This is a genomic window from Bradyrhizobium sp. 23AC (assembly GCF_054863025.1).
Genome location: NZ_JAVAYN010000007.1, coordinates 295337 through 312039 on the forward strand (window position 1 = coordinate 295337; position 16703 = coordinate 312039).

Annotated in this window: 16 protein-coding genes; 6 read left to right on the forward strand and 10 right to left on the reverse strand. The window is 64.4% G+C overall.

The window, feature by feature from the left end; genetic code table 11:
* Window positions 1-216 precede the first annotated feature (216 nt).
* Complete coding sequence (locus RAD10_RS19455; RefSeq protein ID WP_461618809.1) at window positions 217-1380, reverse strand: CmpA/NrtA family ABC transporter substrate-binding protein; 1164 nt, start codon at window positions 1378-1380, stop codon at window positions 217-219.
* The gene (locus RAD10_RS19460) at window positions 1377-1967 is read right to left on the reverse strand and encodes an ANTAR domain-containing response regulator (RefSeq protein WP_008564898.1); all 591 of its coding nucleotides are present in this window, start codon (window positions 1965-1967) and stop codon (window positions 1377-1379) included. Before RAD10_RS19460 ends, RAD10_RS19455 begins: the two co-directional genes overlap by 4 nt.
* 111 nt (window positions 1968-2078) lie before the next feature.
* Here RAD10_RS19460 and rimO point away from each other — a divergent pair, with 111 nt between their 5' ends.
* Window positions 2079-3404 carry a 30S ribosomal protein S12 methylthiotransferase RimO gene (gene rimO, locus RAD10_RS19465; protein ID WP_461618810.1) on the forward strand — a complete coding sequence of 442 codons (1326 nt, stop codon included), beginning with the start codon at window positions 2079-2081 and terminating at the stop codon, window positions 3402-3404.
* Between the two features lie 139 nt (window positions 3405-3543).
* Here rimO and RAD10_RS19470 read toward each other — a convergent pair whose 3' ends face one another.
* The 3 genes from RAD10_RS19470 to RAD10_RS19480 form a co-directional block, all read right to left on the reverse strand.
* A complete protein-coding gene (locus tag RAD10_RS19470) occupies window positions 3544-3963 on the reverse strand; it encodes a carboxymuconolactone decarboxylase family protein (protein WP_461618811.1) in 420 nt (139 codons plus the stop codon).
* Window positions 3896-4327: a MerR family transcriptional regulator gene (locus tag RAD10_RS19475; RefSeq protein ID WP_091963536.1), complete on the reverse strand. Its 432-nt coding sequence runs from the start codon at window positions 4325-4327 to the stop codon at window positions 3896-3898. The genes RAD10_RS19470 and RAD10_RS19475 overlap by 68 nt, the downstream gene beginning before the upstream one ends.
* 178 nt (window positions 4328-4505) lie before the next feature.
* Window positions 4506-5453 (reverse strand): hypothetical protein, encoded by a 948-nt coding sequence (locus RAD10_RS19480; RefSeq protein ID WP_461618812.1) that lies wholly within the window; start codon window positions 5451-5453, stop codon window positions 4506-4508.
* Between the two features lie 125 nt (window positions 5454-5578).
* Between RAD10_RS19480 and RAD10_RS19485 the strand changes: the two genes are divergently transcribed.
* Together RAD10_RS19485 and RAD10_RS19490 are read left to right on the forward strand one after the other, a co-directional pair.
* Window positions 5579-6736 (forward strand): tetratricopeptide repeat protein, encoded by a 1158-nt coding sequence (locus tag RAD10_RS19485; protein ID WP_461618813.1) that lies wholly within the window; start codon window positions 5579-5581, stop codon window positions 6734-6736.
* A 299-nt stretch (window positions 6737-7035) separates the two neighbouring features.
* Complete coding sequence (locus RAD10_RS19490) at window positions 7036-8226, forward strand: acetylornithine transaminase (protein ID WP_461618814.1); 1191 nt, start codon at window positions 7036-7038, stop codon at window positions 8224-8226.
* 144 nt (window positions 8227-8370) lie between these two features.
* Here the strand turns inward: RAD10_RS19490 and RAD10_RS19495 are convergent, their stop codons facing one another.
* From RAD10_RS19495 to pcsA, 3 genes are all read right to left on the reverse strand, one after another.
* Window positions 8371-9345 (reverse strand): quinone oxidoreductase family protein, encoded by a 975-nt coding sequence (locus tag RAD10_RS19495; protein WP_247329829.1) that lies wholly within the window; start codon window positions 9343-9345, stop codon window positions 8371-8373.
* A 74-nt stretch (window positions 9346-9419) separates the two neighbouring features.
* Complete coding sequence (locus RAD10_RS19500) at window positions 9420-10154, reverse strand: TerC family protein (protein WP_091963521.1); 735 nt, start codon at window positions 10152-10154, stop codon at window positions 9420-9422.
* Complete coding sequence (gene pcsA / locus RAD10_RS19505) at window positions 10151-10918, reverse strand: phosphatidylcholine synthase (protein WP_461618815.1); 768 nt, start codon at window positions 10916-10918, stop codon at window positions 10151-10153. Before pcsA ends, RAD10_RS19500 begins: the two co-directional genes overlap by 4 nt.
* Before the next feature lie 86 nt (window positions 10919-11004).
* On the opposite strand from pcsA, the gene RAD10_RS19510 reads away from it, so the two are divergent.
* The gene (locus RAD10_RS19510) at window positions 11005-12189 is read left to right on the forward strand and encodes a UbiH/UbiF family hydroxylase (protein WP_461618816.1); all 1185 of its coding nucleotides are present in this window, start codon (window positions 11005-11007) and stop codon (window positions 12187-12189) included.
* Between the two features lie 109 nt (window positions 12190-12298).
* Here RAD10_RS19510 and RAD10_RS19515 read toward each other — a convergent pair whose 3' ends face one another.
* The gene (locus RAD10_RS19515) at window positions 12299-13252 is read right to left on the reverse strand and encodes an AEC family transporter (RefSeq protein WP_461618817.1); all 954 of its coding nucleotides are present in this window, start codon (window positions 13250-13252) and stop codon (window positions 12299-12301) included.
* 106 nt (window positions 13253-13358) lie between these two features.
* Between RAD10_RS19515 and hspQ the strand changes: the two genes are divergently transcribed.
* Window positions 13359-13691, forward strand: coding sequence for a heat shock protein HspQ (hspQ, locus tag RAD10_RS19520; RefSeq protein ID WP_008564941.1), 333 nt, complete (start codon window positions 13359-13361; stop codon window positions 13689-13691).
* Between the two features lie 80 nt (window positions 13692-13771).
* Here hspQ and RAD10_RS19525 read toward each other — a convergent pair whose 3' ends face one another.
* Entirely contained in the window at window positions 13772-14590 is an 819-nt protein-coding gene (locus tag RAD10_RS19525) for an invasion associated locus B family protein (protein WP_461618818.1), read from the reverse strand.
* Between the two features lie 261 nt (window positions 14591-14851).
* On the opposite strand from RAD10_RS19525, the gene RAD10_RS19530 reads away from it, so the two are divergent.
* On the forward strand, window positions 14852-16699 hold the full coding sequence (locus RAD10_RS19530) for an extracellular solute-binding protein (RefSeq protein WP_461618921.1): 1848 nt from the start codon (window positions 14852-14854) through the stop codon (window positions 16697-16699).
* The last annotated feature ends 4 nt before the right edge of the window (window positions 16700-16703 follow it).

Consider the following 16703-nt stretch of genomic DNA (forward strand, 5'->3'; position numbering starts at 1 on the left):
TGCTGCGGGACTCGGCTCAGCAGGCACCTGTGACAAGCTGGCCGCACTGCAACATTCAAGTTGCGTGCCAGCTTGGCCAAAATGAAAAATATCGCTATTTCAGATGATTAGGTGCCAGCCCGAGAATTCCCGGGTGGCGAGCTTTCACGAAATTCGGGCAGCTCGATCAAACTTTGGGCAATGAAATGGATTGCCCTAAAAAGGTGCAACCCCGAATCAGACGTTCCAACGCCCGACCTCGAAGGCCTCGAGATGCCCCCGGATGTTGTCGGGATCGAAGAGGGGCCCGGCGAACGCCCCGAACGCGGCGGGGGCCTGCTCGGGCGGCCGGCGGCCGAGGGCCGCATCGTAGAGGTCGGGCCTGAACACGGCCATCGCCGTCTTGACGCCCTCCGGACCGAGCGCCGTCTGCCCCCAGCGCACCATCTGCGCATAGAGCCAGGCGGCCTGGACCGGATCGGGCCGCCCCGCCTCTTCCCTCCCCACCAGGAGGTAGCGGCCGCTTTCGCGCACCTCGCCCTCGGGCGAGATCTTCAAGCGGCCGACGAGCGAGCGCTGGATCACCTCGGCATCGACGCCGATCCGCTCGGGCTGCGCCAGGATCTGCGCCGCCTCGGTCAGGTTCGCAGGGCTCTCGATGAACGCGGCGGCCTTCACCGCTGCCCGCACCAGCGCAGCAACCACATCCGGATTCTTGTCGGCCCAGGTCTGGCGAACGGCGAGCACCTTCTCCGCCGCGCGCACCAGAATGTCGGAGACGAAATGCAGGATGTGACCGATGCCGAGATCGACGGCGATCGAATTCCAGGGCGCGCCGACGCAGAACGCATCGACATGGCCGCTCTTGAGGCTGTCGACCATGTAGGGCGGCGGCAGCACCACGAGGCGCACATCCTCGTCCGGATCGACGCCAGCCGCGGCCATCCAGAACCGCAGCTGGTAATTGTGGGTCGAGAACGGGAAGGTCATGCCGAAGGTCAGCGGCTCGGCGCCCGCCTTGCGCCGCTTGGCAACCACCTTCGCCAGCGCTTTCGCCGTGGCCATCGGATCGAAGCGGTCGCCGTCGATTTCCTCCATCAGCGCAGCATGGAGCGCCGGCGACACCGTAATCGCATTGCCGTTGATGCCGAGACTGAAGGGCGCGGCGATCGGCACCTTGACGTGACCGAGCCCGAGCGAGGACGCGATCGCCACGGGCGCGAGCAGGTGAGCGGCGTCGAACAGGCCGATATTGAGCTTGTCGCGGACGTTGGACCAGGAGACCTCGCGCACGAGCTCGACCTCGAGCCCTTCGGCGGCGGCAAATCCCTTGTCGACGGCGACGATCAGCGCGGCGGCATCGACCAACGGGATGAACCCGATGCGGAGGGGAGCAGTCATTTCAGCATCTCCGACGCGGTGATGATCGACTGCGCGATCTCGCCGATTTTCTTCTTCTCGCGCATGGCGGTCGAGCGCAGCAGCACGTAGGCCTCGTCCTCGGTGAGGCCCTTCACCTTCATCAGGATGCCCTTGGCGCGTTCGATGATCTTACGGTCCTCGAGCTGCGACTTGGTGCGCTCGAGCTCCTCCTGGAGCTTGGCAAAGGCGTTGAAGCGGGACACGCAGAGGTCGAGGATCGGCTTGATGCGTTCCTTCTTCAGCCCGTCGACGATGTAGGCGGATACCCCCGCCTCGACCGAGGCCTGGATCGAGGCTGAATCGCTCTGGTCGACGAACATCGCGATCGGCCGCTTCACGGCGCGGCTGACCTGGAACATCGCCTCCAGCACGTCGCGGCTGGGGTTCTCCAGATCGATCAGGATGATATCGGGGTCGACCGCATAAATACGGGCAAGCAGGCTCTGCATCTCGCGGATATGGACCACTTGCGTGAATCCGGCCTCCCGCAATCCTTCCTCCAGGATCGCAGCGCGGATCGGGCTTTCGTCGACGATCACGATTTTGGGCGACTGTTCGGCGCTCATAGCTCACTCACGGCAGATGATTCATCCATAGCACGCCGGAACGCCCTGCAAAGGGTTGTAATTGTGGGCAATTGGGACTAGCTCAGGCCGGTCAATCAGGCAGATTTGGATATGGATCAGACGGCTGCGCCCAAGGTCAGCTTCGTGTCGCTCGGGTGTCCCAAGGCATTGGTGGATTCCGAGCGCATCATCACGCGCCTGCGCGCCGAGGGCTATGAGCTCGCCCGCAAGCACGATGGCGCCGATATCGTCATCGTCAACACCTGCGGCTTCCTCGACAGCGCCAAGCAGGAATCGCTCTCGGCGATCGGCGAGGCCATGGCCGAAAACGGCAAAGTCATCGTAACGGGTTGCATGGGCGCGGAACCCGAGCAGATCGAGCAGGCCTATCCCGGCGTGCTCTCCATAACCGGTCCGCAGCAATACGAGAGTGTGCTGGACGCCGTGCACCGCGCGCTGCCGCCCGCTCACAATCCGCATGTGGACCTGGTGCCGCCGCAGGGCATCAAGCTGACGCCGCGCCACTACGCCTATTTGAAGATCTCCGAAGGCTGCAACAACCGCTGCACGTTCTGCATCATTCCGAAGCTGCGCGGCGACCTCGTCTCGCGCCCGGCCAATGACGTGCTGCGCGAGGCCGAGCGCCTGGTCGGCGCCGGCGTGAAAGAGCTGCTGGTGATCTCGCAGGACACCTCGGCCTATGGCGTCGATCTCAAATATGCCGAGAGCCCGTGGAAGGACCGCCAGGTCCGCGCCAAATTCCTCGATCTCGCGCGCGAGCTCGGCGAGCTCGGCGCATGGGTCCGGCTGCAATACGTCTACCCCTACCCGCATGTCGACGAGGTCATCGCGCTGATGAACGAGGGCAAAGTGCTGCCCTATCTCGACATCCCGTTCCAGCATGCAAGCCCCGAGGTGCTGAAGGCGATGAAGCGCCCGGCGGCGCAGGACAAGACGCTGGCGCGCATCAAGCGCTGGCGCGAGGAATGTCCCGATCTTGCCTTGCGCTCGACCTTCATCGTCGGCTTCCCCGGCGAGACCGACGCCGATTTTGCCTATCTGCTCGACTGGCTCGATGAAGCCGAGATCGATCGGCTCGGCTGCTTCAAATACGAGCCGGTTGCCGGCGCGACGTCGAACGCGATCGAGAACCCGGTGCCGGAAGAGGTCAAGCAGGAGCGCTACAACGCGCTGATGGCCCGGCAGCAGAAGATCTCCGCGCGCAGGCTGAAGCGCAAGGTCGGCACGCGCCAGCAGATCATCATCGACGAGGTCGGCCCGACCGTCGCCAAGGGCCGCTCCAAGGCCGATGCGCCGGAGATCGACGGCGCGGTTTATCTGACGAGCCGGCGCCCCTTGCGCGTCGGCGAAATCGTCACCGCGAAGATCGAGCGCGCCGACCAATACGATTTGCACGGCAGCGTCTCGGGGTTCTGAGACTCCAAGACGCCGCCAGCCATTGCGGTCCCCAGCGTTCGCAGGCGAGACCGGCGCGCGCCTCAGCCATTCCACCAGCCCGCGTTCAGGCTGCGTGCGCTGAACTACGGCGATGCACGATACACCGCGCCGACGTTCGTCATGTCGCGTTGCCTGACGCCTGCTGTCCGTTCTGCGCGGCGAACACCTCCTTGGCTGCGAACAGCCCGTTCACTGCCGCCGGGAAGCCCGCATAGACGGCCATCTGCATGATGATCTCCACAATCTCGTCGCGAGAAAGCCCGACGTTCAGCCCCGCCTCGATATGCACTTTGAGCTGAGGCGCGGCATTTCCGAGCGCCGTCAGCGCGGCGATCGTCGCGATCTCTCGATCGCGCAGGCCGAGATCCGGGCGGCAGTAAATGTCGCCGAAGGGAAACTCGATCACATAGCGTGCGAAATCCGGAGCGATGTCGGCGAGTGAGGCGACGACCTTTTCGCCGGCCTTGCCGTCAATGCGTGACAGGGCCCGCTGGCCGCGATCGAAGCGGCTTTCGGCGTGTGTTTGGGCGTGCGTCATTTTCCTTCGTCCTCTGTTCGTCGCCGGCGTAGCCGGCAATCTTGGTATCAAGGACGAGCAGGCATTCCTGGAGTTCGGCAATCTGCGTGCGAACCTGTTCGCGATGGATTTCCAGCATCTGCCGCCGGGCTGGCCCGGTGGCGTCGCCGTCGTCACGAAGCGCCGCGTAACGCAACATGTCCCGGATTGGCATTCCGGTGGTCTTGAGGCGACCGAGGAATTCGATCCATGTGAGGATCGATGCGTCAAAATCACGTTGACCGGAGCGATCCCGGTCAGCGTATGGAAGCAGCCCGATGCGTTCATAGTAGCGCAGCGTGTGGGTCGACAAGCCGGTTCGTCTTGCAAGGTCGCCGATCTTCATGTGTGCCCGTTCTCGTACTGACGCACGTACAGATACCCCTTCGAGCGCGCTCTAAGTCAAGAGGGATCGAAGGGTGCCGTCCCCGCGAGGTCAAGCAAGAGCTGGAACGCACCGATGGTGCGACAGCAGAAGGTCTCGGCGTGCCGGCTGCACGGCAGCGTCGCGGAATTCCGAGGCTTCAGGAGGCCGCCAGCCATTTCGGCACCCAGCGCTCCGGGCGCGGGGCGCGGGCGAGATCGGCCTGCGCTTCGGACAATGTCGCCGGTTCGCCGTCGATGGTCGGGCGCACATCGTACTCGAAATTCGGCATGACGCGGCCGTCGGCATAGAGCCCAAAATTCATCGCGTACCACAGGCCAAGCTCGGGCTGGGCGCGGCGCATCTCCTCGCGCAGGTCGCGCAGCAGGGATTCGATCGAGCCGGCTTCCTCGAACGGCTGTGGTCCGTGCGAGAGCACGCGCGCCTCGTATTGCTTGCCGACGATCGCGATCTCGAATCTCGTCCGGTCCCAGGGCTTCTTGCCCTTGGGCAGATGGGCGGCCAGCCGCCAGCCGAGCTCGGCCATCAGGCGGTGATTGGCCCAGTAATCTTCGCGATCCCGGCTCCATTTTTCCATGAAGCCGCGGAAATCGGGCAGTTCCGACGAATTGTCGTCGGGCGTCGCCGGCTCGCCGAGCGGCCGTCCGGCCAGCCATTGCGCGAGCTCGACCGTCTGCGGCTCGACCTCGTCATGCGGCTTGAGATCGCTCCAGGCATTGTCGAATTGTTGCGATGTCAGTTTGGCGAGCAGGCCGTCAAGGCTCGGCGCCAGCAATTCGTAGTCGCCCTCCGATCCCAATCCCACGATCGGCGGATTGTCGCGGTCGAGACCGGCGCCGTACCAGCCGCCGACGGCCGAGCCGTCCGGCAGCCGCATGAACAGCGAAAACCTGTCCCGCAAGGGACTGCCGTCGGTGATCGGCGCGTGATCCGAGAATTGCCCCTGCAGCGAGAAGCAGCCGACGCTGCCCCAGGGACGCCCCTTGAGCCAGGTGGCAAAGTCGACAAGCAGCGGCGGCGCTTCGATACCCGGCGGAAATGCGCCGCGAATGCTGTCGAGGTCGATGGGATAAGGCGTATCGGACAAGGCTGAAAACTGTCTGGTTGGTCCCGTCCCTCTTGGTCTCAGCCGAATTGCGTCCGGTTCGAACCAAGTCGCGTCCTTCGATCACAAACGCGCTAGAGGCGCAATGGTTTCGACGCGGTACGCAAATGGAATACGACGAAACATCAGCAATTTGGTTCAAGCTGTCGGCCATCGGCCTCACGATGGCCCTGCTCACGCTATCCGCCCCCGCTGCGGCGCGATCCCCCTCAGCCGCACAGCTGCGCCAATGGTGCTATGAGGACGACGACGCGGGCCGCGAGGAGCGGCGCATCGAGGGCTGCTCGGCCGTGCTCAAGGCCAATCCCAACGATGTGCATGCGCTCGCCAATCGCGGCGAGATGCTTCGGCGAAAGGGTGACGCCGCTCATGCGCTAGCGGACTTCAACCGTGCGATCGAGCTCAATCCTGGGCATTCCGACCTCTGGTACAACAGGGGGATTGCCCATGACGATCTCGGCGAGAAAGATCACGCCATTGCCGACTACACGCGCGCCATCCGGCTGAACGCCCGCGACCCGCTCTACTACAACAACCGCGGCAACTCCCTCATCGACAAGAACGACTACGAGCGCGCAATCGCCGACTATGATCGGGCCATCAAGCTCGACCCGAAATTCGCACTGGCCTATTTCAACCGCGGCACCGCTTATCGCAACCACGGTGAGGATGACCGTGGGCTCGCAGATTTCGATCTCTCGATCAAGTTCAACCCCAACTACGGCCCGGCTTACGGCAACCGCGCACGCGTCTACCGCGATCGCGGTGACCGGGTTCGCGCGCTGGCGGACTTCGCCAAGTCGCTGCTGCTCAGCCCGAACAACGACCGCGATTTCTATGCGCGCGCGAACATGTATTTCGATGCGCACGATTATGCGCTGGCGCTGGAGGATTACGATCGGTCGATCAAGGCCAATGCGAGCTATCCCGGCACATTCAATTCACGCTGCATGACCCGCGCGATCCTCGGCCGCCTGCAGGAGGCGCTGGCCGATTGCGATCAGTCGCTGAAGATGGCCCCGAACGATCCCTATACGCTGGACAGCCGCGCCCTCACCTACCTCAAGCTCGGCAATCTCGACGCGGCGATTGCGGACTACGACGCGGCACTGAGCACCAAGCCCGCGTACGACAGCTCGCTCTACGGCCGTGGGCTCGCAAAGCGAAAGAAGGGCGACAACGAAGGCGCCGAGCGCGACATCGCGGCAGCGAAAGCGATCAACGCTGGGATCGCCGATGAGTTCGCGCATTACGGCGTCGAGTAGGCCTCTTGGGGCGACGAACATGGACCTGATCGATGCACGCCAGGCGGGTGATTTGCAAAACGGCCGCTTGACAAGCCCTGCCATTCGGCTGTAGGGACCCGCCCCATGATCAATTCCCGGACCAACCTGCGCACCGAAATGCTCCGTCGTCGCTCCCGCGACGATGAGAGGGTGCGCCATGTCCGACGACGCCGCTGAACCACTGAATTCAGCTGAAGTTTTCGAGAAGGCCGCACCCGCAAGGTGCGGCCTTTCTGCTTTTTGCGCCCGTTTTCCACCCGCCTCCAGAGGAGTTCGACATGACCACGCATCCGTATGACGCGCTGATGGACATCACCGCACGGCCCAAGGCCGTGTTCGTCCGCGGCGCGGGCTCCTACCTCTGGGACGACGGCCGCAAGCGCTATCTTGATTTCGTGCAGGGCTGGGCCGTGAACTGCCTCGGCCACTCCCCGCCTGCGGTCGCCGACGCGCTTTCCGCACAGGCCAGGCGGCTGCTGACGCCGAGCCCGGCCTTCTACAACGAGCCGAGCCTGAAGCTTGCGGAGGCGCTGGTCGCGAACAGCGCCTTCGACCAGGTGTTCTTTGCCAATTCCGGCGCGGAAGCCAACGAGGGCGCGATCAAGCTCGCGCGCAAATATGGCAGCCTGCACAAGGGCGGCGCGTTCGAGATCATCAGCTTCGCAGGCGGCTTCCATGGCCGAACGCTGGCGACGATGTCGGCCTCGGGCAAGAAGGCGTTCGAGCCGCTGTTCGAGCCGAAGGTCGCAGGCTTCAAGAAGGCGAAGCTCAACGACATCGCCTCGGTCGAGAAGCTGATCAACGACAACACCGTCGCGGTCATGCTCGAGCCGATCCAGGGTGAATCAGGCGTGTGGCCAGCGACCGATCAGTTCTTGCAAGCGTTGCGCGCGCTCACCCAGGCGCATGGCCTGCTGCTGATCTTCGACGAGATCCAGACCGGCATGGGCCGGACCGGAAAACTCTTCCACTACGAGCACACCGGGATTGCGCCCGACATCATGACGCTCGGCAAGGGCATCGGCGGCGGCGTGCCGCTCGCCGCCTTGCTTGCCACCGAACATGCCTCCTGCTTCGAGCACGGCGACCAGGGGGGCACGTTCAACGGCAACCCGATCATGTGCGCGGCGGGGCTCGCAGTGCTAGAGGAGGTCAGCAAGCCCGACTTCCTGAAACAGGTCGCCGAGACCGGCCTCTTGCTCGAAAGCGAGTTGCAGAAGGTCTCGGCCCGGCACGGGCTCGGCGGCGTGCGGGGACGCGGACTGCTGCTCGCGCTCGACCTCAAGCTGCCGATCGCACCCGGCATCGTCGCGCAGGCGTTCGAGGAAGGCGTGCTCCTCAACGCGCCGCAGCTCGACACCCTGCGCTTCATGCCGGCGCTGAACGTCGCGAAGGCAGAGATCGCCGAGATGATCGATTGTCTCGACGGTATCTTGACCAAGGCTGGCGCGGCACGGCGCGTGGCGTAGAGACGGTCTCGTTCCTCCGGAGGCAGCGCCGTAGGGTGGGCAAAGCGGAGCGTGCCCACCACTCAGAAATGGTAGGCACGGCGCAAGTGCGCCTTTGCCCACCCTACGAGAGCCGTGTCGACCCTTACGGCAATATCAGTGAGCCTACGGCTTCAAGATCGACGCCCCCGTGGTCTTGCGGCTCTCGAGGTCGATATGCGCTTTCGCGGCGTCCTTCAGCGCGTAGGCGTGGTTGATCGGCACGTGCAGCTTGCCGTTGATGACGGCGGCGAACAGCGTGTCGGCGCCTTCGAGCAATTCCTTGCGCGTGCCGACGTAATCGTTGAGCTTCGGCCGCGTCGCAAACAGCGAGCCGTGATTGTTGAGCTCGGCGATCGCGAACGGCGGCACCGGGCCGGAGGCGTTGCCGAAGGAAACGAACATGCCGCGCGGCTTCAGGCACGACAGCGAGCCCGGGAAGGTCGCCTTGCCGACGCCGTCATAGACGACGTCGCAGCCCTCGTTGCGGCTGATCTGCTTGACGCGCGCGACGAAGTCCTCCTCGTTGTAGAGGATGACGTGATCGCAGCCATTGGCCTCGGCGAGCTCGGCCTTTTCGCGTGAGCCGACTGTGCCGATGACGTGGGCTCCGAGCGCCCTCGCCCATTGGCAGGCCAAGAGGCCGATGCCGCCGGCGGCGGCATGGACCAGCACGCGGTGATGCGGCTCGACCTTGAAGGTCTTGTGCAGGAGATACCAGACCGTCAGGCCCTTGAGCATCAGCACGGCGCCCTGCTCGTGGGTGATGTGATCGGGCAGCTTGACCAGCTTCTCCCAGGGAATGTTGCGCTCGCCGGTATAGGCTCCGAGATTGTGGTAATAGGCGACGCGATCGCCGGGATGGAAATGCGTCACGCCGGGCCCGACGGCTACGACCTCGCCCGAGGCCTCGTTGCCGGCAATGAAGGGCAGCCCCGGCGCCTTGTAGAGACCGGTGCGGTAATAGACGTCGATGAAGTTCAGGCCGACCGCATGCTGGCGGATGCGCACCTCGCCGGGGCCGGGCGCCGGGACATCGACGCTCTCGTAGACCAGGGCTTCGGGGCCTCCGACCTTGTGCACACGGACCGCTTTGGTCATCACCTGACCTCCTCTTCTCAAAGGCCAGCGAAAGACATCGCGCCCGCCTTGTCAACTCGATGTAGCTGAAACGTCTAAACCGACGACTTGCTGGTCTTCCTGCGGTTGCGCTTGGCCAGCACGTTGAAGAATTCGACGGCCGCCGAGAACGCAATTGCAAAATAGATGTAGCCGCGCGGAATGTGGAATTGGAATCCGTCCGCGACCAGGGCGACGCCGATCAGCACCAGGAAGGCCAGCGCCAGCATTTTCGTGGTCGGATGCTCCGCGACGAAGCGCGACACCGGGCCCGACGAAATGTACATGATCAGGCAGGCGATCACGACCGCCGCGACCATGATCTCGATGTCCTGCGCCATGCCGATCGCGGTGATGATCGAATCCAGCGAGAACACGATGTCGATGACGATGATCTGGATGATCACCCAGAAGAAGGCGCTGCCGCCGGATTTCTGATCGCCCTCGCCGTCATCGGCCTCGACCTCGGCGTGGATCTCGTGCGTCGCCTTCGCGATCAGGAACAGGCCGCCGCCGATCAGGATGAGGTCGCGCCAGGAGAAGTCCGAACCCTTGAATGAAAAGACCGGCGCGGTCAGGCCGATCAGCCAGACCAGGACGCTGAGCAGCATGATGCGGAAGACCAGCGCGAGAGCGAGTCCGATCTTGCGGGCGCGATCCGCCTGTTGCTGGGGGATGCGCGAGACGATCACCGACAGGAAGATGACGTTGTCGATGCCGAGCACGATCTCGAGCGCGGTCAGGGTGAGCAGCGCGGCCCAGGCTTCGGGACTGGTCAACAGATGCATCATGCGAAGGATCTTACCAATCGTATTAATGCATCGCTGAAGCTGATCCAGAGCGCGATCGCGCAGAGCGCGACGGTGACGCCGGCGCCGACGCGGAAATCCATCTCCAGCACGTAGAGGGCGAGCAGCGCCCAGATCGCGATCAGCGACATCGTCAGCCAGCGCAGCCGCACGACGCGGACCGGATGCAGCACGTGGAATGGCACGAAGGTCAGCACGACGAGCGCGGCCACCAGCAGCGTCGACCACAGCGGCGGCCAATGCAGCAGGAACAAATAGAACGCCGCCGCATTCCACAGTGCCGGGAAGCCGCGGAAATGATTGTCGTCCGCCTTCATGCGCAGATCGGCGAAATATAGTGCGCTGGTGACGATGATGGCGACGCCGAGCAAGGGAGCCGCGACCGGCAGCAGCAGGCCGCTGGCGACGATCGCGTAGGCCGGCACAAAGACATAGGTGACGAAGTCGACCACGAGATCGAGCACGTCGCCCGACCAGTTCGGCTGCACGTTCTTGACGTCGAGCCGGCGCGCGATCGGCCCGTCGATCGCGTCGATGATCAGGGCGAGGCCCAGCCATTGAAACATCGCCGCCCAGTGCTCGCGCACGGCCTCCAGCATCGCCAATAGCGCGATCGCCGCGCCGAACGCGGTGAAGATGTGCACCGAGAAGGCCGCGGCGCGGATCGCCGGTTTCGGCTTCAGGGATTCCTGCTGGGTATCCATGGCTTCTGCTATCAGAATGAGGCCGGTTTGCACATCCGCCATTGCGGCGCCCGGTCGCACAATCGGCCATAAAATCAGGCACGATCAGCGGGCTTGAATTTGCCGCGCAGCGTGTCATTTGTCGTTCCATGACAGACGCATCGACACTCCATGACGCCGCCGTGATCGGCGGCGGACCGGCCGGACTTGCCGCGGCGATCGCGCTGGCACAGGCGGGTGCCCGGACCGCGCTGGTGGCGCGGCGCGTTCCCTATGCCGACAATCGCACCACCGCGCTGCTCGGCGCCTCCGTCGAGCTGCTGGAGACGCTCGACGTCTGGTCCCGCTGCAAGGACAAGGCCGCCGCGCTGGAGGTCATGCGCCTCGTCGACGACACCGGCCGGCTGTTCCGCGCGCCGGAGGTCCGGTTCTCCTGTCACGAAATCGCGCTCGACGCCTTCGGCTACAACATCGACAACCGGTCGCTGATGCTGGCTCTGGAAGAGCGTGCGGCTGAGCTGCCCAATCTCGTCCGTTTCGACGACGAGGCTGAAAGCGTCGTCATCGAAGCCGACGACGTCGCGGTCCGCACCGCCTCCGCGCAATTTCTCTCGGCCCGCCTCGTGGTCGGCGCCGACGGCCGGCATTCGCTGTGCCGCGAAGCTGCCGGCATCGCGGTGACGCGGCGCGAGCTGACGCAGACGGCGCTGACCTTCAACGTCGGTCACACGCGGCCGCATCGCAATGTCTCGACCGAGTTCCACACGCCCCATGGCCCTTGCGTGTTCGTGCCCCTGCCCGGCGACCGCTCCAGCATCGTCTGGGTCTCGGCGCCTGCGGAGGCGGAGCGACTCCGCGGCCTCAGCGATGCCGAGCTGTCGGCCGCGATCGAGAAGCAGTCGCATTCGATCCTCGGACGCATGACGGTCGAGCCCGGCCGCAACCTGTTCCCGCTCGCGATTGAACGTCCGAAATCCTTCGGCCGCGACCGCATCGCGCTCGTGGGCGAAGCCGCCCATGTGGTTCCGCCGATCGGCGCCCAGGGCCTCAATCTCGGCCTGCGCGATGCCGCCGATGTTGCCAGGCTGGCGGGCGAGGTCATCTCAGCCGGCCAGGATCCCGGCGCGCCCGACGTGCTCAAGCGCTACGACCGCGCGCGGCGTCCTGATGTTTTGAGCCGCACCTTTGCGATCGACATCGCCAACCGCTCGCTGCTCAACGATTTCCTGCCGCTTCAGCCGGTCCGTGCCGTCGGCATGCACCTGCTCGGCGCCATCGGCCCGCTCCGGCGTTTCGCGATGCGCGAGGGCCTGACGCCGACCTGGCGGCGGTAGCCTGATTGACCTTAGACTGAACGAATTCACCGCGAGCTCGGTGTAACCTCTCCCGCTTGCGGGGGAGGGAGCGCACTGTCTTTGCGGAAACGGCGAAGCCCCACGTCCCTCACGGAAACACCAGCCGTCCGCTCTGAAGCAGCCACATCACGCTGGTCAGCGTGACCACGGAGGCGAAGGTGCCGAGCAGCACCGCGACGGAGGCCGATTCGATCCAGGCATCGTTCTGCCGGGCGATGACGAACACGTTCAGCGCTGGCGGCAGCGAGGCCATCAGCACGGCGGTCGCAGCCCAGGGCTGCGCGAAGGGGCCGAACGCCAGCATCAGGCCGAATGCCGCCAGCGGATGGATCAGGAGCTTGACCGCGATCACACCCGGCACTTCCCACGGCACCCGGTCGAACGGACGGAGCGCCACGGTCACGCCGAGCACGAACAGCGCGGTCGGCGCGGCGGCGTTCTGGAGGAAGGTGATGGTGCGGTCGAGCGCGACCGGCATCTCGATATGGAGCGCCGCGACCGCGGCGCCAAAGCAGGCCGACATGATCAGCGGGTTGAGCACGATCTGCTTCAGCACGACGCCGAAAGCGTGCACGATCGAGGGATGGTCGCGGTCGGAGAGCTCGATCAAGAGCGGCACGATCGTGAACAGGAAGATGCTGTCGCAGCAGAAAATAAGCGCGGTCGGCGCCGCAGCCTTGGTCCCGAGCACGGCGAGCGCAAGCCCGGGGCCCATGTAGCCGATATTGCCGTAGCCGCCGGAGAGACCTGCGAGCGTCGCCTCGCGCAATGTCAACCGTCCCAGAACCTTGCCGATCACCAGCGCCAGGGTGAACGCGGCGACGGTGGAGAGCGTGGTCGCTATCAGGAACGGCGGGTTGTTCAATTCTGCAAACGGCGTCTTCGACATGATCGCGAACAGCAACGCCGGCAGCGACACGTAGAGCAGGAAGAAGTTCATCCAGGCGAGGCCCGATTCCGGCAGGGACTTGACCTTGCCGCAGGCAAAACCGACGAAGATCAAGCCGAAATAAGGTAGCGCCAGATTGAGGATATCGACCATTGATGAAGTGTTTTCTGAAGACTTGGGGGCTATCTGCCCCTGAAGTGAACGTTAATTCCAGATGAGGCCACTAGCATCGGCCACAATCCTGGTCTATCGACGGGGAATGATTAAAGCGCGGACCGCCAAATTCCAGATCGGACAGGTCGTGCGCCACCGGATCTTCTCGTTCCGGGGCGTGATCTTCGACATCGATCCGGAATTCAACAACACCGAGGAGTGGTGGCTGTCGATCCCCGAGGAGGTGCGGCCCCACAAGGACCAGCCGTTCTACCACCTGCTCGCTGAGAACGCGGAATCGGAATACGTCGCCTATGTCTCGGAACAGAACCTTTTGCCCGACGATTCCGGCGAGCCGGTCCGGCATTCCCAGGTTGCCGAGATATTCATCAAGGACAAGGCCGGCGGCTATCGCCCGCGCAATCCGTCGCTGAACTAGGTTTTCTTCACCAGCACCCAGCCAACAAAAAAGGCGCTCGAGATGAGCGCCTTCTTCATGTTTGGACGTCTTGCGTCCGATTACTTCTGGCCGGCCGGAGCCGCGCCAGCGGCAGCACCGCTCTGCTCGAGCTTCTTGCGCTGCTCGTCAGCCTTCTTCTGAAGCTCTTCCTGGAGCTTCTTCTGGTTTTCCTCGAACACCTTCGGATCGGTCGGCGGACCGTCATAGGCCTTCTGGAATTCGCCGGCGAGCGGCAGCGGCAGGGTCAGCGGCGCGCCGTTGGCGTTGATCGCCTGGACAACGAGATTCTGGCCCTTCTTCATGCTGTTGATGAGCTCGGGCGTCGCCTCGTAATCGGACATGCAGCCGTTCTGGAAGCAGATCACATAGGGTTGCTGCAGCGGCGCGTTGCTGTCGACGATGATGCGGGTGCCGTGCACGAGCTGCATGCCGAGCGGCAGCGTCACGCGCAGGATCTTCTTGGGCTCGCCTTCCGGCTCGATGATCACGGCGGCGATGACCGGCTGGCCCGATTCGATGCGACCGTCCTTGCCGGTGAAGCAGACCTGCTTGGCGTTGGCGTCCTGGCCCTTCAGGCAGAACTTGGTCCAGGGGGCGTAGATCAGCTGGATCTGCTGATCGGCCGGCTGAGCCGCGCCCTGCTGCGCCGGAGCGCCTGCAGCGGGAGCCTGCTGGGCGGGGGCCTGAGCGGCGGGTGCCGGAGCCTTCGGGGCGGCCTTGGGAGCCGCTTTCGGGGCCGGAGCCGCCTTGGGCGCACCCGGGGCCGGCGCCGGGGTCTGGGCCTCGGCGGCAAACGGAACGGCCAACGCCGTCGCCGTCAACAGGGCGAGAAGTCGCCCACGCGGCCGGACGGACGCGGCCAAGTAACGGAAATTCATTGCGGAAAACCCTTTCTGAACGGGAAGTGCCCGAACCGCTCCGAAGCGCCGAACCAGGCCGCCTCGGGCGCGGCTCTCTTCCCGTCAATTGAGGCAGTTAAGTGACGGGCTCGGCGCTCTTGCGCGATTGCCCGCCTTCTTAACGTGGCCGACGAAAAGATCAATGCCGACAAGCGTCTTTGGCCACACCCGCAGCTGCCCCCGGTGAAATTCCCTGTGATAGGATTCAAGGCCAGCCGGTCCTCGAATCAACGTGTGCCGATGTTCAAGTTCCAGCGCCTTTTCGAGGGCCCCGGTCTCCGTCTTTGCGTCCTTGCCTCTGTGCTCGCGGTCGGGCTGTCCGCTGGGGGCAGCACGCGGGCCGAGGAAGCCCATGCCATCGCCATGCACGGCAAGCCGGCCATGCCGGCCGATTTCACCCACATGCCCTACGCCAATCCCGATGCCCCCAAGGGCGGCCGCTTGACCTGGGGTGTTCTCGGAACCTTCGACAGCCTCAATCCCTTCATCGTCAAGGGATTGGCCGTGCAGCAGATGCGGGGCTACGTGGTCGAGAGCCTGCTCGCGCGCGGCAATGACGAGCCGTTCACGCTCTATGGCCTGCTCGCCAGGAGCGTCGAAACCGACGACGAGCGAAGCTTCGTCACGTTCCACCTCGATCCGCGCGCCCGTTTCTCCGACGGCAAGCACGTCACGGCCGAAGACGTGCTGTTCTCCTGGCAGCTGCTGCGCGATCACGGCCGCCCCAACCACCGGCAGTACTACGCCAAAGTTGCCAAGGCCGAGGCGACCGATCCCCTCACCGTCCGCTTCGACCTCGCAGGCGCCAACGACCGCGAGCTGCCGCTGATCCTCGGCCTGATGCCGATACTGTCGAAGCAAGCGATCGACGTCGCGACCTTCGAGGAGACGACGCTGACGAGCCCGATGGGCTCCGGGCCCTATCGCGTCACGGCCGTGAAGCCCGGGGCCAGCGTGACGCTCACCCGCAATCCCGACTATTGGGGCCGCGACCTGCCCATCAACCGCGGGCTCTACAATTTCGACGAGATCCGGCTCGACTATTTTCGCGAGGCCAATGGCCAGTTCGAAGCCTTCAAGCGCGGCCTCTATGATTTCCGCGTCGAGCACGAGCCGCTGCGCTGGCACGACGGTTACGATTTTCCGGCCGCCAAAAGCGGCGAGGTCATCCGCGACACCGTCAAGCCGGGCCTGCCGCAACCCTCCGAATTCCTGGTGTTCAACACCCGCCGACCGATCTTCGCCGACATCCGCGTCCGTCAGGCTCTGACGCTTCTGTTCGATTTCGAGCTGGTCAACCGCAACTACTTTTTCGGGCTTTATTCGCGCGTTGCCGGCTATTTCGCCGGCTCCGACCTGTCGGCCTATGGCCGACCTGCGGACGCGCGCGAGCGCGAGCTGCTCAAACCCTTCGCAGCGCAAATTCGGCCCGATATCATGGATGGCAGCTACCGTCTGCCGGTGACCGACGGATCGGGACGCGACCGCACCACGCTGCGCGCGGCGCTGAAGCTGTTATCGGACGCCGGCTACGAGCTTGACGGCACCGTGCTGCGCAACCGCAAGACCAAGGCGCCCTTCACCTTCGAGATACTGGTCACGACCCGCGACCAGGAACGCATCGCGCTCGCCTTCCAGCGCGACCTCAAGCGCGCCGGCATCGAGCCGAGCGTGCGAACGGTCGACCCCGTGCAGTTCGACCAGCGCCGGCTCGCTTACGAATTCGACATGATCCAGAACCGCTGGGACCAGTCGCTGTCGCCCGGCAACGAGCAATATTTCTACTGGGGCAGCGCCGCCGCGGACAATCCGGGGACCCGCAACTACATGGGCGCCAGGGATGGCGCGGTCGATGCCATGATCGCCGCCCTGCTCGAGGCCCGTGAACATACGGATTTCGTCTTGTCGGTGCGGGCGCTCGACCGCGCTCTGATCGCGGGCTTCTACACAATCCCCCTGTTTAACGTATCCGAGCAATGGATCGCGCGCTGGAATCGGATAGAACGGCCCAAGGCCACCTCGCTCTCAGGTTATCTGCCGGAGACTTGGTGGTCGAAGGGGCAGCCGCAAGCTCATCAAGCAAAGTGACGCC